The sequence below is a fragment of the Paraburkholderia lacunae genome (genome assembly GCF_003353175.1).
Lineage (GTDB): Bacteria > Pseudomonadota > Gammaproteobacteria > Burkholderiales > Burkholderiaceae > Paraburkholderia > Paraburkholderia lacunae.
The window spans coordinates 83,522-98,310 of the sequence record NZ_QHKS01000002.1 but is presented as its reverse complement, the minus strand read 5'-3'; the positions used below and the strand labels follow the sequence as shown (position 1 = coordinate 98,310).

Here is a 14,789-nt window from a genome sequence, read left to right as displayed (position 1 = left end):
CGTGATCTGCGTTTAAACGGGCCCGCAAAATGAAACGGGCCGTTGCCCCACTTTCGTTTCCGGCAACAGCCCGTGATGGCCGAAGCTCGCGCCTCAGCCTTGCTTCTTCAACCAAGCTTCAACTCAGGACAGCTTCTTCTTCAGCAGTTCGTTCACCTGCGCCGGATTGGCCTTACCCTTGGTCGCTTTCATCGCCTGGCCGATCAGCGCGTTGAACGCCTTTTCCTTGCCGGCGCGGAATTCCTCGACCGATTTCTGGTTCGCGGCGAGCACTTCGTCGAGAATCGCTTCCAGCGCGCCGGTGTCCGAAATCTGCTTCAAACCCTTCGCTTCGATGATGCGATCGGCCGCGGCTTCGTCGGTGGCCTTCTCTTCCCAGATCGCGAGGAAAATTTCCTTGGCGATCTTGTTCGAGATCGTGCCGTCGGCGATACGTTGCAGCAGCAAGGCGAGTTGCGCCGCCGAAACCGGGCTCCCGGCGATATCCAGGTCCTCGCGATTCAGCTGCGACGACACTTCGCCCATCAGCCAGTTGGCCGCGACCTTGGCCTGGGCCATATCGGCCTGCGCCGGGCTGACCTTCCGCACTACGGCTTCGTAGTACGCCGCCATCGCCTTGCTCGACGTCAGCACGTTGGCGTCGTACGGCGTCAGGCCGTATTGCGACACGAAGCGCTGCTGGATCGCCACCGGCAGTTCCGGCATCTCGCTCCTCACGCGCTCGACCCATGCCGAATCGATCACCAGCGGCATCAGATCGGGATCGGGGAAATAGCGGTAATCGTGCGCGTCTTCCTTGCTGCGCATCGAGCGCGTTTCGCGCTTGTCCGGATCGTACAGACGCGTTTCCTGCACCACCGTGCCGCCGTCTTCGATCAGCTCGATCTGGCGCCGCACTTCGTACTGAATGGCTTCTTCGAGGAAGCGGAACGAGTTCAGGTTCTTGATCTCGGCGCGCGTGCCGAATTCCGCCTGGCCAACCGGTCGCACCGACACATTCGCGTCGCAACGGAACGAGCCTTCCTGCATGTTGCCGTCGCAGATGCCGAGCCAGGTGACGAGCGTGTGCAGCGTCTTCGCATACGCCACCGCTTCAGCCGCGCTGCGCATTTCCGGCTCGGTGACGATCTCGAGCAACGGCGTGCCGGCGCGATTCAGATCGATGCCGGTCATGCCCGCGAAGTCTTCGTGCAGCGACTTGCCCGCGTCTTCTTCGAGGTGGGCGCGCGTCAGGTTGACGACTTTCTCGTAGGCTTCCTTGCCCGCCTTTTCGTTGGCCGGGACCTGAATCGTCACCTGGCCGCCCTGCACGACGGGAATTTCGTACTGGCTGATCTGATAGCCCTTCGGCAGATCGGGGTAGAAATAATTCTTGCGCGCGAAGATGCTGCGCGGCGCCACCGTCGCGCCGATCGCAAGGCCGAACTGGATCGCACGCTCCACCGCGCCGCGGTTCATCACCGGCAGCGTGCCCGGCAAAGCGAGATCGACGGGACACGCCTGCGTGTTGGGCGCGGCGCCGAATTGCGTGGCGGCGCCCGAGAAGATCTTCGATTCCGTCGACAGTTGCGCGTGGGTCTCCAGACCGATCACGACTTCCCATTGCTTGGTCATGGTGTTCACACTCCTGCCGGTGCTTTGCGGTGCCAGTCGGTCGCGCGCTGGAACGCGTCGGCCACTTGCAGCATCCGGGCTTCATTGAAATAGTTGCCGATGATCTGCAGACCCACCGGACGCTGCGCATTCGCGCCCGCGCCGAAACCGCACGGCACGCTCATGCCCGGCAAACCGGCGAGACTCACCGACAGCGTGTAGATGTCAGCGAGATACATCTGCACGGGATCGTCGCCCTTCGCGCCGATGTCCCACGCCACGGAAGGCGCCACCGGCCCCATGATCACGTCGCACTGCCTGAATGCTTCCTGGAAATCCTGCGCGATGATGCGGCGGATCTTCTGCGCCTGCAGGTAGTACGCGTCGTAATAGCCGTGCGAGAGCACATAGGCGCCGACCAGAATGCGGCGCTTCACTTCCGGGCCGAAACCTTCGGCACGCGACTTCTTGTACATGTCGAGCAGATCGCGATATTGCGCGGCGCGATGGCCGAAGCGCACGCCGTCGAAACGCGACAGGTTCGACGAAGCTTCGGCCGGCGCGATCACGTAGTACACCGGGATCGACAGTTCGGTTTTCGGCAGCGAGACTTCGACCAGCGTTGCGCCGAGCGCTTCGTATTGCTTCAGTGCGGCGTCGATCGAGGCACGCACGTCGTCGGCGAGACCCGCGCCGAAATACTCTTTCGGCAGGCCGATGCGCAAACCGGCGAGCGGCTTGTCCGCGCCATCCGCTTGCCACGTCTTGCCGAGGTAGCGCGTGAAGTCTTCGTCAGCGCGCGTGAGGCTCGTCGAATCGCGTTCGTCGAAACCGGCCATGGCATTGAGCAGCGTCGCGCAATCCGCGGCGGTTTGCGCCATCGGGCCGCCCTGGTCCAGCGACGACGCGAATGCGATCATCCCGTAACGCGACACGCGGCCGTAGGTCGGCTTGATACCGGTGATGCCGGAAAACGAGGCCGGCTGACGAATCGAGCCGCCGGTATCCGTGCCGGTTGCCGCGGGCGCGAGTCGCGCCGCCACGGCCGCCGCCGATCCACCGGACGAACCGCCCGGCACGGCCTGACGATCCCACGGATTCTGCACCGGGCCAAAGTAGGAATTCTCGTTGGACGAGCCCATCGCGAACTCGTCCATATTGGTCTTGCCCACACACACCATGCCGGCATTCTGCAAGCGCGCGACCACCGTCGCGTCGAACGGGCTTTCGTAGTTCGCGAGCATCTTCGAGCCGGCGGTGGAGCGCCAGCCCTTCGTCACGAACACATCTTTGTGGGCGACCGGCAGGCCGACCAGCGGGCCGGCGTGGCCGGTGTGGAGCAGCGCGTCGGCGGCTTTCGCCTGCGCGAGCGTCAGATCGGCGTCGACCTGAATAAACGCGTTCAGGCTGTTGGCCGCATCGATCCGCTTCAGATACAGCTGCGCCAGTTCGACTGCGGAGCATTCCTTGGCGGCGAGTGCGGCACGCAGTTCGGTCAAGCTTTTTTCATGCATTGCGTTTCATCCTGAAGAGCGCGGCAGCGTGGGCAACGCCGCCGTGGGGGCATTCGGCTGCCCGCCGGCAAGCCGAGCCGAGAAGGCCGGATTCAGTGGACGGTGCGCGCGCGAACCGGTTGGGCGGCAGTCCGCTGGGCGGCATTCCGCTCGCACACCGCGCCGGGCTTTATTCGATCACCTTCGGCACGAGGTACAGGCCATCCTGGACAGCCGGCGCCGGGCGCTGGAAAGCTTCGCGTTGAACGACTTCGGTTACGGCATCGTCACGCAGACGCAGCGCGACGTCTTCGATCTGTTCGATCGGATGGGCAAGCGGCGCGATGCCAGTGGTATCGACTGCCTGCATCTGCTCGACGAGGCCGAAGAAATCATTGAGCTGGGCGAGCGTGTGCTCAGCGTCGGCGTCGGCCAGTTCGAGCCGCGCAAGATGCGCGATACGTTTAACATCGGTCAGGGTCAGAGCCATGCAGTCACCGGAAAATGTGGTGGACCGCCGCAGCGCGGAAAAACAATGCTGCGACAGCGGGTTACGACACTGGAGGAACGCCTCGAAAAAGGGGCCAGCGGCAGCAAAAAGTGCCGTCCGTTTCCTTCAAAACAACCAAAATTATAAGGTATCATTACGCGTTCGACCCAAACCCGGACCGACTTACCAAAGCCTTTCTGGACAATTCCCACGGATAGTACGGATTCGCCAACTTGGCTTTGCTCCGGCCTCCGGTAGACTCCCCCGCAGCTTCAAGTTCCTGTGGCGCCGCTTCCGCCCGGTTGAAGCTGTTATTTTTTCCGCTGCCGCCCTGCGCATACGTTGCGAGGCCCGGCGCCAAGCGAGACAGGATTTTGAATGTTCGGTTTTTTGCGCAGCTACTTCTCCAACGATCTGGCGATTGACCTTGGCACTGCCAACACGCTCATCTACATGCGTGGCAAAGGTATCGTTCTCGATGAACCGTCGGTGGTCTCGATCCGCCAGGAAGGCGGCCCCAACGGTAAGAAAACCATTCAGGCAGTCGGCAAGGAAGCCAAGCAGATGCTCGGCAAGGTGCCGGGCAATATCGAGGCGATCCGCCCGATGAAAGACGGCGTGATCGCCGACTTCACCGTCACTGAGCAGATGATCAAGCAGTTCATCAAAACGGCTCACGAATCGCGCATGTTCTCGCCGTCGCCGCGCATCATCATCTGCGTGCCGTGCGGTTCGACCCAGGTCGAGCGTCGTGCGATTAAAGAAGCGGCGCACGGCGCCGGCGCATCGCAGGTCTATCTGATCGAAGAACCCATGGCCGCCGCCATCGGCGCCGGCCTGCCGGTCTCGGAAGCCACCGGCTCGATGGTCGTCGATATCGGCGGCGGCACGACCGAAGTGGGCGTGATCTCGCTCGGCGGCATCGTCTACAAGGGCTCGGTGCGCGTGGGCGGCGACAAGTTCGACGAAGCCATCGTCAACTACATCCGCCGCAACTACGGCATGCTGATCGGCGAACAAACCGCTGAAGCCATCAAGAAGGAAATCGGTTCCGCGTTCCCGGGTTCCGAAGTCAAGGAAATGGAAGTGAAGGGCCGCAATCTGTCGGAAGGCATCCCGCGCAGCTTCACGATCTCCAGCAATGAAATCCTCGAAGCCCTCACCGATCCGCTGAACCAGATCGTGTCGTCGGTGAAGATCGCGCTCGAACAGACCCCGCCGGAACTCGGCGCGGACATCGCCGAGCGCGGCATGATGCTCACGGGCGGTGGCGCATTGCTGCGCGATCTGGACCGCCTGCTCGCGGAAGAAACCGGCCTGCCGGTGCTCGTCGCCGAAGACCCGCTGACGTGCGTGGTGCGCGGCTCGGGCATGGCGCTCGAACGCATGGACAAGCTGGGTAGCATCTTCTCGTACGAGTAAGCGAGCCCGTCTCCATGCCAGTAGCGCGGATCAGGCAAACGGCCCCTTGTGGGCCGGTTTGCCGTTGGCTGGGCCTACCAGCCGCCGCGCACTGAACGCGCGTCCCTCGCGCGCCGCCGTCTCACCCATCCGCTCACGCCCCCGGCGCCGACCATGGAATACAGTCCGCCGCCCCTGTTCAAGCAAGGCCCGTCCGCGCTCGCGCGGCTGGTGTTTTTTGTCGTGCTGGCGCTCGCCCTGCTGATCTCCGACGCACGCTTCAGAACGCTCGAAATCGTTCGCGGCGTGCTCGGCGCGGGTCTTTATCCGTTGCAACGCGCCGCCCTCGTGCCGCGCGACGTTTTCATGGGCGCGGCCGACCTGGCCGTAACCAGCGCCACCTTGCGCCACGAAAACGAAAAGCTGCGCACCAAAGATCTCCAGCTGTCGCAACAAGCCAATACGGCGGCCGAACTGGCCGCCGAAAATACGCATTTGCGCGCGCTGCTGCAGCTGTCGCAGCGCGCGACCACGCAATCGCTGCCCGCCGAAATCCAGTACGACACGCGCGATCCGTTCACGCAGAAGGTGGTGATCGGCCGCGGCGCGCAGCAAGGCATCCAGAACGGCTCGCCGATCGTCAACGAAGACGGCGTGATCGGCCAGGTGACGCGCGTGTTCCCGCTGCAAGCCGAAGTCACGCTGCTGACCGACAAGGATCAGGCAGTGCCCGTGCAGATCGTGCGCACCGGTTTGCGCAGCGTGATTTACGGCACGCCGAAGGGCGATACGCTCGATCTGCGCTTCGTGCCGATCAGCGCCGACGTGCAAGCCGGCGACGAGCTCGTCACGAGTGGGCTCGACGGCGTGTATCCGCCGGGTCTGCCGGTGGCAAAGGTGGTACGCGTCGATAAACAGGCCGATACGGCGTTTGCGCGCGTGATCTGCCTGCCGGTCGCGCCAGTGCGCGGCGCGCGTCAGGTGCTGGTGCTGCACTACCTGAACAATGTGCCGCCGCGTCCGGCGGAAGAGCCCGATGCGGCCGCCGCCGCAAAAGACGCGAAGAAGAAAGGCGCCAAGGCCGCGGAAAGCAAAGCCGCCGCGGACAAGAACGCCGCGAAGCCCGCTGACAAGCCGGCCGCCAAGGGCGCCGACAAAACCCCGCCCGCCAAACCCGCCGCCGCGGAGAAGAAACCGGCCGCCGACAAGAGCGCCAAGCCGCAAGCCACGCCGGGGGCCAAGCCATGAACCGTCCGCAATACATTCTGCAGCCGGTCAATCCGTACTTCATCGCCTTCAGCCTCGCCGCGGCGTTCTTGCTGAACCTGATGCCGTGGGGACGCCTCGCCGGCGTACCCGACTTCGTCGCGCTGGTGCTGCTGTTCTGGAACGTGCACCAGCCACGCAAGGTCGGCATGGGCATCGCGTTTTTCCTCGGTTTGCTGATGGACGTGCACAACGCCAGCCTGCTCGGCGAACATGCGCTGGCTTATACGCTGCTGTCGTATGGGGCGATTACGATCCATCGCCGCGTGCTGTGGATGTCGCTCGGCGTGCAAACCTTCGCGGTGATGCCGCTGCTGGTGATCGCGCAACTGGTGCCATTCGTGATCCGTCTGCTGACGGGCGCGGCGTTTCCGGGCTGGGGTTACCTGATCGACGGCTTCGTCGAGGCCGTGCTGTGGCCGATCGCCAGCACGCTGCTGCTGATGCCGCAGCGCCGCCCCGCCGATCCGGACGATACGCGGCCGATTTGACCGCGCATCGAGCGAACCGGCCGTTCTGATGGAACCTACGCTGCCGGCCCGCTCGACGCGCATCGCTGTTCTTGCCTTCCGGTTCCGGCCGGATTGGGCGCACACTCATCATGGCCGTCACACGGCCCTTTGCAGAATCGCATGACCGAATTCAAGGACACTCAGCAACAGCTCTCGAAGTTCCGCCTGCGCGTCGCGGCGGCGGGCCTGTTCGTGTTCGTGTGCTTCGGGCTGATCGGCTTGCGCTTCCTGTTCCTGCAGGTCTGGCACTACAGCAAGTACTCGCTCCAGGCGGACGAAAACCGCATCTCGGTCGCGCCGATCGTGCCGAACCGCGGCATCATCACCGACCGCAACGGCGTGGTGCTGGCCAAGAACTACTCGGCGTACACGCTCGAAATCACGCCGTCCAAGCTGAACGATTCGCTCGAAAACGTGATCGACAATCTGTCGAGCGTGGTTTCGATCGACGCACGCGACCGCCGCCGCTTCAAGAAGCTGCAGGAAGACTCGAAGAACTTCGAGAGCCTGCCGATCCGCACCCGCCTCACGGACGACGAAGTCGCACGCTTCACCGCGCAGCGCTTCCGCTTTCCGGGCGTCGAAGTGCGCGCGCGCCTCTTCCGCCAATATCCGCTCGGGCCGACCGCGGCGCACGTGATTGGCTACATCGGGCGGATTTCGCAGCGCGACCAGGAGCGCATCGACGACGCCAGCGATCAGAACGACAGCGATCCGGATCACTACGATCCGCGTCTGGACGCGAACAACTACAAGGGCACCGACTACATCGGCAAGATCGGCGTCGAGCAGAACTACGAAACGGAACTGCACGGCCAGACCGGCTTCGAGGAAGTCGAAGTGACCGCCGGCGGCCGGCCGGTGCGCACGCTGTCGCGCACCCAGGCGACACCCGGCAACAACCTCGTGCTGTCGCTCGATATCGGCTTGCAGCAAGTCGCCGAGCAAGCCTTCGCGGGGCGCCGCGGCGCGCTGGTGGCGATCGAACCGTCGACGGGCGACGTCCTCGCCTTTGTGTCGGCGCCGAGCTTCGATCCGAATTCCTTCGTCGACGGCATCGATCAGCAGACCTGGGACGAACTGAACAACTCGCCGGACCACCCGCTGCTGAACCGTCCACTGCACGGCACCTATCCGCCGGGCTCGACCTACAAGCCGTTCATGGCGCTCGCCGCGCTGACGCTGCACAAGCGCACGCCGGGCTGGGGCTTCCAGGATCCGGGCTCGTACACGTTCGGCGGCCACACGTTCCGCAACGACATACGCTCGGGCCAGGGCTGGGTCGACATGAACCGCGCGATCGTCGTGTCGAACGACACGTATTTCTACATGCTCGCACACGATCTCGGCGTCAACGCGATCGCCAGCTTCATGAAACCGTGGGGCTTCGGCCAGATCACCGGCATCGATATTTCGGGCGAAGCGCGCGGCATCCTGCCGTCGACGGAATGGAAGCGCAAGGCGTATCGCAAGCCCGAGCAGCAGCGCTGGTACGAGGGCGAAACGATCAGCCTGGGCATCGGCCAGGGCTACAACTCGTTCACCATTCTGCAGCTCGCGCACGCCACGGCGACGCTCGCGAACAATGGCGTCGTGATGAAGCCGCACCTCGTGCGCGACATCGAAAATCCGATTACGAAGGAAACCCGCGCGGTCGTGCGCGATCCGAGCGACAAGATCGCCGTGAAGCAAGCGGACATCGACGTCATCAAGCGTGCGATGGAAGGCGTCGTGACGAACGGCACAGCGTCGAAACTGTTCATCGGCGCGCCGTATCAGGCGGCCGGCAAAACCGGCACCGCCCAGGTGTATTCGCTGCAAGGCGCGAACTACAAGGGCCACGCGATCGCCGAACATCTGCGCGACCACGCGCTGTTCATCGCATTCGCACCCGCCGAGCAGCCGAAGATCGCGCTCGCGCTGATCGTCGAGAACGGCGGCTGGGGCGCGGAGGCGGCCGGTCCGGTCGCACGGCGCGTGCTCGACTATTACCTGGTCGGCCGGATGAAGCCGGGCGCTGAAGCGGCGGCCGTAGAGGCGGCAGCCTCGGCGACGCAGGATGCCTCCGCGCCGGAAGTGGGTGGCGCACCGGCGCCGCAAGAAGCGGTGCAGCCGGTCAAGGTTGCGGCGGGCTTCACCGCGCTGCCGATACCCGGTGCCGCTTCGGCGGCCGCGGCGGCCTCAGCGGCCTCGGCTGCGGCTGCCGCGTCGGCTGCAGCGGCGACATCGGCACCTGCTGCCACGGCTGCTGCAGCGGGCGTATCGGCTCCCCGTGCATCGGCCCCCGCTGCATCAACGGCCGTTGCTGCGTCTGCGGCCACTGCCGCAAAGAATCCGCCGCCGCGCAAGTCCGCCAGCCCGCGCAAGCCCCGTCCGAGCAGCGAAGCGGCGCCGAGCGCCGCCGCACGCCCCGGAGGAAGTCCCCTTGGGGGACCGTCGCCGGATGACGGCATTCAGTCCACGTCGCCACGCCAGCCGGTTTCCGGCGGCATCGACGAGTAAGGAGAAAGGCATGCAATTCGACAAGCGCGCCTGGCTCGACCGCATCAAGCGAATGTTCGCGGGCTTCGATCGCCCGCTCGCGCTGATCGTGTTTCTGCTGTTGTGCGTCGGCATCGTCACGCTGTACAGCGCGAGCCTGGACGTCCCCGGCCGCGTGGAAGACCAGTTGCGCAACATCATGCTGACGTTCGTGCTGATGTGGGCGCTCGCCAATGTGCCGCCCACCACGCTGATGCGCTTCGCGGTACCGCTCTATACGTTCGGTATCGCGTTACTGGTCGCAGTGGCCCTGTTCGGTTTGACGCGCAAGGGCGCGAAGCGCTGGATCAACGTCGGCGTCGTGATCCAGCCGTCCGAGATTCTGAAGATCGCCACGCCATTGATGCTCGCCTGGTACTATCAGCGCCGCGAAGGTGTGATGCGCTGGTACGACTATCTGGTCGGCCTGCTTATCCTCGCCGTGCCGGTCGGATTGATTGCCAAGCAGCCCGACCTGGGCACCGCCGTACTGGTGTTCGCCGCCGGTCTCTTCGTGATCTACTTCGCCGGGCTGAGTTTCAAGCTGATCGTGCCGGTGCTGATTGCCGGCGTGATCGCGGTCGGTTCGATCGCCGCGTTCCAGGACAAGATCTGTCAGCCCGAAGTGCAGTGGCCGCTGATGCACGACTATCAGAAGCACCGCATCTGCACGCTGCTCGATCCGACCTCCGATCCGCTCGGCAAGGGCTTCCACACGATCCAGGCGGTGATTGCGATCGGCTCGGGCGGCCCGCTCGGCAAAGGCTGGCTGAAGGGCACACAGGCGCATCTGGAGTTCATCCCGGAGAAACACACCGACTTCATCTTTGCGGTGTTTTCCGAGGAGTTCGGGCTGGCGGGCGGCGTCGTGCTGCTGACGCTGTACATGCTGCTGATCGCACGCGGTCTGTACATCGCAGCCAATGGCGCGACGCTGTTTGGACGCCTGCTGGCCGGTTCGCTGACGATGGCGTTCTTCACCTATGCGTTCGTCAACATCGGGATGGTGAGCGGAATCTTGCCGGTGGTCGGCGTGCCGTTGCCGTTCATGAGTTACGGCGGCACTGCGCTGACTACGCTGGGGGTCGCGATCGGCCTGATCATGAGCGTCGCGCGGCAGAAGCGGTTGATGCAGAGTTAAAACGGCCGGGTTAGAAAGGCAGAGCTGAAGCGACAGGGTCAAAGCCGGCCATGAACGGCTCAAGAAACAGGAGGGGCGCACCGCCGTGAACTGCACCCCAAAAGTTGGACACCGATTCAACCTTTGGGGTGCAGTTCACAGGGAGCGCCCCTTTTTCATTCACTGCGGTTTCACTTCCTTCTGATCCCGCAATTGCGCGCTCAGTTGCTGATACTTCAGACGCGCCGCCGGATCGCCCTGCGCCGCCGCTGCCGCGTAGTACGCGCGCGCCACGTTCAGATTCTTGTCCACGCCGTCGCCGCCGCGCTCGTAGAACGAGCCGGTCACGTATTGCGCGGTCATGTCGCCGCCTTGCGCCGCCTTCTTGTACCAGACGAAGGCCTGCTTGTTGTCGCGCTCGGTGCCGCGGCCGTCGAGGAACTGGTTGGCGAGCGCCAGTTCCGCCTGCACGTGCCCCTGCTGCGCGGCCTTCAAAAACCACCGATGCGCCTCGACCGGATCGCGGCCGACGAATTCGCCATCGTCGTACATCTTGCCGTACACGTACTGCGCGTGAGACATGTTCGCGTCGGCGGCCTTGCGCAGCCACTTCTTGCCTTCGTCGACATTCGCGGTGGTGCCTTCGCCGTTGAGCAGCATCATCGCGTAGTTGAACTCGGCGAGCCGGCTGCCGTGCTCCGCGGCTTGACGGAACTCGGCAAGCGCGGCCTTCAGATTACCCGCGTTGTAATCGGCGACCGCGGTTTGCGTCTCGGGATCGGCCGACTTCGCGATCTTGTCCTGCGCATGCGCCATCACGCTCGCCATCAACGCCGCTGTCACCGCCAGACGCACGACGACGCACTGCACCATCCCCATCATGTCCTCACCTCCTGCAACGCCTGGCGAGTCGCGCGCAACATCCACATGACGTCCGCGGCCAGCGCGATAAAACGGAAACCGGCGTCGCGATACTGCTTCGCGCTGGCGACATCCATGGCAAAAATTCCGGCTGCGATGCCGGACCTGTCGGCGGCGCTGACAATGCGCGCGGTCGCCGCCTGCACGTCGGCATGCTTCGAATCGCCGAGATGACCGAGGCTCGCGGCCAGATCGGCCGGTCCGACGAACAGGCAATCGACGCCCGGCGTCGCTGCAATCCTGTCCACTTCCTGCAAGCCGCGCGCCGACTCGACCTGCACGATGGTCGCGATCTGCGCGTTGGCCGTCTGCACGTAGTCGCGCCGCATGCCGTACGACGCAGCACGCACCGCGCCCGCCACACCGCGCAAACCGTCGGGCGCCTCGGTGGTCGGATATTGCGTGAGACGCACGGCGCGTGCCGCCTCCTCGGCGGACTCGATATTCGGGAACATCAGCGTGCGCGCGCCGGCGTCCAGCACGCGCTTGACGAGCCACGCCTCGCTCGCGGGCAACCGCACGACAGGCTCGCTCGGCAGATGCGCAGCGGCGATCGCGCGCAATTGCGAGGTGACGTCGGCGCTATCGTTGGGGGAGTGCTCCATGTCGATCAGCAGCCAGTCGAAACCGGCATGCGCGAGCGCCTCGGCCGCCGATTCGCTACCGAGCGACAGCCACAGGCCGAACAGCGGATCGGTTTCCGCCAGACGCTGCTTGAGGGGATTGGTGAAGGTGCTCATCGCCGCGCTCCCCGGCGCTGGAACACATCGCCTGAAACTCGGGAAAGGACGTCGATGTGGCGAACCTGATGGCCGCCAAGGCCGTGGCGGCCGGCGTGCCTGTTGCGACGCAATGCGGTGACCGGCATGTCTCGCTCCGTGTGGTTATCGGAACGATCATACCGTGACAATAACGCGGGGGTGGGTCGTGCTGCGAGTCGTACTGCGGGTCGTGCTACTGACCGCAGCTTCAGTCGCGGACCACGTCGGCCCAGCAGTTCGGCGTCTCGTACAGACGCACCTTGTGCAAGCGCAGATTCACGCCGTAATGCGCGTCGTAGACGTTCGCGAGGATCTCGAACGCAACCGCGGCCAGGTTTTCGACCGTCGGAATGCGGTCGAGCACGACGGTCTTATGCCCCGCCATGGTTTCCAGAAAGCCGCGCACCTGCGTATCGCCTTCGTAGACGAGGAACGCGTGATCCCACTTGTCGACCAGATGCTCGACGGCGAGCGACTTCACGTCGGCGAAGTCCATCACCATGCCGCGATCCGGCGCGCCCTCGGTGTCGACCAGGTCGCCTTGCAGCGTGATTTCGAGCACATAGCGATGCCCGTGCAGGTTACGGCACTGGCTGCGGTGGTCAGGGATGCGGTGACCCGCGTCGAATTCGAGTTTTCGTGTAATCGTCAGCACGGCAAATCAGGGAATGTTCAGATACTTGTGGGTCTGCATCGACAGGCGCCATTGCGGATGGCGTTTGCACCAGTCGATCGCGAGCCTGGTGTTGAGCTCGCGCGACGGGCCGTCCATCGGCTGGACGAGAAAATACTCGAAGTCGAGCTTCGCGTACTCGGACAGGCGCTGGTTGTCCTGCGGAATCACCACCTTCAGTTCGTTGCCTTTGGTGACGACGAGCGGCGCGTCAGCCTTCGGGCTCACGCAGACCCAGTCGATCGTCTCGAGCACCGGCAGCGAGCCGTTGGTTTCGATGGCGATTTCGAACCTGGCGGCATGCAGCGCGTCGACGAACGGCTGATCGATCTGCAGCATCGGTTCACCGCCCGTGCACACTACGAAGCGTTCGCCCTCGCCTTCCGGCCACAGCGACACGATCATCTGCACCAGTTCTTCGGCGGTGCGGTACTTGCCGCCGTTCTCGCCGTCAGTGCCGACGAAGTCCGTATCACAGAAGCGGCACACGGCTTCGGCGCGATCTTCTTCGCGGCCCGACCACAGATTGCAACCGGCGAACCGGCAAAACACGGCCGGGCGCCCGGCATTCGCGCCCTCGCCCTGCAATGTGTAGAAGATTTCCTTGACCGCGTACGTCATGCTGCTTTCTGCCTGTGTTCCTGAATGTGATTGCGTATGCCGCGCGCGTCCGGGCGGTACTGCTGCATCAAACCGGCTCCGTGACCTTTTCGCCTGACAGATACGCTTCGTACCCACGCTTGCGCAAGCGGCACGCCGGGCACTCGCCGCAGCCGAAGCCCCAGGCATGCAATTCGGCACGTTCGCCGACGTAGCACGTATGCGTTTCGACGCGCACCAGTTCGACCAGTTCGTCGCCGCCCAGCTCGTGTGCGAGACGCCATGTGTCGGCCTTGTCGAGCCACATCAACGGCGTTTCGAGCAGGAAGCGCTTGTCCATGCCGAGGTTCAGCGTGACCTGCAATGCCTTCATCGTATCGTCGCGGCAATCGGGGTAACCCGAGAAATCCGTCTCGCACATCCCGCCGACCAGCACCTGCAAACCGCGCCGATACGCGATAGCCGCGGCGATCGTCATGAACATCAGATTGCGGCCCGGCACGAACGTATTCGGCAAACCGTTCGCCGTGGCTTCGATCTCGATCTCGCGCGTCATCGCGGTTTCGCTGATCGAACCGAGCACCGACAGATCGATCATGTGATCGTCGCCGAGACGGTCGGCCCACGCCGGAAAAGCGCGCACCACGGCGTTACGAAAACCTTCGCGGCATTCGAGTTCGACCCGGTGCCGCTGACCATAATCGAAGCCGAGCGTTTCGACCGTTTCATAACGTTCGAGCGCCCAAGCAAGGCACGTGGCGGAATCCTGGCCGCCGGAAAACAGCACCAGAGCGCTACGTTTAGCGTCTTTGCGGATCACCGTGAAACTCCGTGAATGATGAGTGCCGCGTCGCGCTGCGCGAGGTGCGCCATGCAAGCAACGCGGCGCGACGCATGCCGGCACTGCTGCCGGCCCAAACCAGTATAGGCCGCGCCTTCCGCATGCAGAGTCGCTGGGCGCTTATACCGTTAATCGGCGGGCGATGGGTTCGGCGTCTGTTGCGGGCCCCGGCCTTTGCGACTGGGAAGCCGCGGAAGGCCCGCTCCAGCAAGGCGAAAGGACTTGCCTGACGCGGCGGTACCCGGTTGGCACCCAGTCGGCATTCAGGCGACGCGCTCACGTGCAAGTCCTTGAACTGTCGCGATTTTATCACGCGACGCCGAACGTCGCCTGGCACACCGCGCCCGCGTGATGCGCCCAAGCCGGAAGCAATGAAAGCCCGTCAGAAAAGGAAAAGCCCCAGGAATCTTGCGATTTCCTGGGGCTGAATCCTGGTGGCCTGGGACGGAATCGAACCATCGACACGCGGATTTTCAATCCGCTGCTCTACCAACTGAGCTACCGGGCCAACGAAGAACGAAATGATATCAAAGGGTCAGCAGCACGGCAAGCCCCCTCTCGAAAAAATCTGCCGGGGCAGAATCGGCGCGCATTACGT

13 protein-coding genes and 1 tRNA gene are annotated in these 14,789 nt (G+C 64.0%); 5 read left to right on the top strand and 9 right to left on the bottom strand.

What is annotated here, in order from left to right:
• Positions 1 to 123 precede the first annotated feature (123 nt).
• The 3 genes from gatB to gatC all read right to left on the bottom strand — a co-directional run bounded on the left by gatB (position 124) and on the right by gatC (position 3,576).
• Entirely contained in the window at positions 124 to 1,614 is a 1,491-nt protein-coding gene (gene gatB / locus DLM46_RS03220; protein ID WP_115099624.1) for an Asp-tRNA(Asn)/Glu-tRNA(Gln) amidotransferase subunit GatB, read from the bottom strand.
• A gap of 5 nt (positions 1,615 to 1,619) precedes the next feature.
• Complete coding sequence (gatA, locus tag DLM46_RS03215; RefSeq protein WP_115099350.1) at positions 1,620 to 3,107, bottom strand: Asp-tRNA(Asn)/Glu-tRNA(Gln) amidotransferase subunit GatA; 1,488 nt, start codon at positions 3,105 to 3,107, stop codon at positions 1,620 to 1,622.
• A 169-nt stretch (positions 3,108 to 3,276) separates the two neighbouring features.
• The gene (gatC, locus tag DLM46_RS03210) at positions 3,277 to 3,576 is read right to left on the bottom strand and encodes an Asp-tRNA(Asn)/Glu-tRNA(Gln) amidotransferase subunit GatC (RefSeq protein WP_115099349.1); all 300 of its coding nucleotides are present in this window, start codon (positions 3,574 to 3,576) and stop codon (positions 3,277 to 3,279) included.
• Positions 3,577 to 3,954: 378 nt separating this feature from the next.
• Between gatC and DLM46_RS03205 the strand changes: the two genes are divergently transcribed.
• The 5 genes from DLM46_RS03205 to rodA all read left to right on the top strand — a co-directional run bounded on the left by DLM46_RS03205 (position 3,955) and on the right by rodA (position 10,416).
• Positions 3,955 to 4,998, top strand: a complete 1,044-nt coding sequence (locus tag DLM46_RS03205; RefSeq protein WP_004189550.1) for a rod shape-determining protein — start codon at positions 3,955 to 3,957, stop codon at positions 4,996 to 4,998.
• 153 nt (positions 4,999 to 5,151) lie between these two features.
• The gene (gene mreC, locus DLM46_RS03200) at positions 5,152 to 6,225 is read left to right on the top strand and encodes a rod shape-determining protein MreC (RefSeq protein ID WP_115099348.1); all 1,074 of its coding nucleotides are present in this window, start codon (positions 5,152 to 5,154) and stop codon (positions 6,223 to 6,225) included.
• Complete coding sequence (gene mreD, locus DLM46_RS03195; protein ID WP_115099347.1) at positions 6,222 to 6,734, top strand: rod shape-determining protein MreD; 513 nt, start codon at positions 6,222 to 6,224, stop codon at positions 6,732 to 6,734. Before mreC ends, mreD begins: the two co-directional genes overlap by 4 nt.
• A gap of 141 nt (positions 6,735 to 6,875) precedes the next feature.
• The gene (gene mrdA / locus DLM46_RS03190) at positions 6,876 to 9,257 is read left to right on the top strand and encodes a penicillin-binding protein 2 (protein ID WP_115099346.1); all 2,382 of its coding nucleotides are present in this window, start codon (positions 6,876 to 6,878) and stop codon (positions 9,255 to 9,257) included.
• 10 nt (positions 9,258 to 9,267) lie between these two features.
• Positions 9,268 to 10,416: a rod shape-determining protein RodA gene (gene rodA, locus DLM46_RS03185; protein WP_115099345.1), complete on the top strand. Its 1,149-nt coding sequence runs from the start codon at positions 9,268 to 9,270 to the stop codon at positions 10,414 to 10,416.
• Positions 10,417 to 10,575: 159 nt separating this feature from the next.
• Here the strand turns inward: rodA and DLM46_RS03180 are convergent, their stop codons facing one another.
• The 6 genes from DLM46_RS03180 to DLM46_RS03155 form a co-directional block, all read right to left on the bottom strand.
• Complete coding sequence (locus DLM46_RS03180; RefSeq protein ID WP_115099344.1) at positions 10,576 to 11,277, bottom strand: tetratricopeptide repeat protein; 702 nt, start codon at positions 11,275 to 11,277, stop codon at positions 10,576 to 10,578.
• Positions 11,274 to 12,056 carry an HpcH/HpaI aldolase family protein gene (locus DLM46_RS03175; protein WP_115099343.1) on the bottom strand — a complete coding sequence of 261 codons (783 nt, stop codon included), beginning with the start codon at positions 12,054 to 12,056 and terminating at the stop codon, positions 11,274 to 11,276. Before DLM46_RS03175 ends, DLM46_RS03180 begins: the two co-directional genes overlap by 4 nt.
• A gap of 229 nt (positions 12,057 to 12,285) precedes the next feature.
• Positions 12,286 to 12,729 carry a 6-carboxytetrahydropterin synthase QueD gene (queD, locus tag DLM46_RS03170; RefSeq protein ID WP_115099623.1) on the bottom strand — a complete coding sequence of 148 codons (444 nt, stop codon included), beginning with the start codon at positions 12,727 to 12,729 and terminating at the stop codon, positions 12,286 to 12,288.
• 9 nt (positions 12,730 to 12,738) lie between these two features.
• Positions 12,739 to 13,371 carry a 7-carboxy-7-deazaguanine synthase gene (gene queE / locus DLM46_RS03165; RefSeq protein WP_115099342.1) on the bottom strand — a complete coding sequence of 211 codons (633 nt, stop codon included), beginning with the start codon at positions 13,369 to 13,371 and terminating at the stop codon, positions 12,739 to 12,741.
• Between the two features lie 67 nt (positions 13,372 to 13,438).
• Positions 13,439 to 14,170, bottom strand: coding sequence for a 7-cyano-7-deazaguanine synthase QueC (gene queC, locus DLM46_RS03160; RefSeq protein ID WP_115099341.1), 732 nt, complete (start codon positions 14,168 to 14,170; stop codon positions 13,439 to 13,441).
• A 453-nt stretch (positions 14,171 to 14,623) separates the two neighbouring features.
• Positions 14,624 to 14,699 (bottom strand) — tRNA-Phe (locus tag DLM46_RS03155).
• Positions 14,700 to 14,789: the final 90 nt, after the last annotated feature.

Excerpts from the sequence above, each read along its gene's own strand:
- gatB (WP_115099624.1), bottom strand. The coding sequence starts at position 1,614 with ATGACCAAGCAATGGGAAGTCGTGATCGGTCTGGAGACCCACGCGCAA.
- gatA (WP_115099350.1), bottom strand. The coding sequence starts at position 3,107 with ATGCATGAAAAAAGCTTGACCGAACTGCGTGCCGCACTCGCCGCCAAG.
- gatC (WP_115099349.1), bottom strand. The coding sequence starts at position 3,576 with ATGGCTCTGACCCTGACCGATGTTAAACGTATCGCGCATCTTGCGCGG.
- DLM46_RS03205 (WP_004189550.1), top strand. The coding sequence starts at position 3,955 with ATGTTCGGTTTTTTGCGCAGCTACTTCTCCAACGATCTGGCGATTGAC.
- mreC (WP_115099348.1), top strand. The coding sequence starts at position 5,152 with ATGGAATACAGTCCGCCGCCCCTGTTCAAGCAAGGCCCGTCCGCGCTC.
- mreD (WP_115099347.1), top strand. The coding sequence starts at position 6,222 with ATGAACCGTCCGCAATACATTCTGCAGCCGGTCAATCCGTACTTCATC.
- mrdA (WP_115099346.1), top strand. The coding sequence starts at position 6,876 with ATGACCGAATTCAAGGACACTCAGCAACAGCTCTCGAAGTTCCGCCTG.
- rodA (WP_115099345.1), top strand. The coding sequence starts at position 9,268 with ATGCAATTCGACAAGCGCGCCTGGCTCGACCGCATCAAGCGAATGTTC.
- DLM46_RS03180 (WP_115099344.1), bottom strand. The coding sequence starts at position 11,277 with ATGATGGGGATGGTGCAGTGCGTCGTCGTGCGTCTGGCGGTGACAGCG.
- DLM46_RS03175 (WP_115099343.1), bottom strand. The coding sequence starts at position 12,056 with ATGAGCACCTTCACCAATCCCCTCAAGCAGCGTCTGGCGGAAACCGAT.
- queE (WP_115099342.1), bottom strand. The coding sequence starts at position 13,371 with ATGACGTACGCGGTCAAGGAAATCTTCTACACATTGCAGGGCGAGGGC.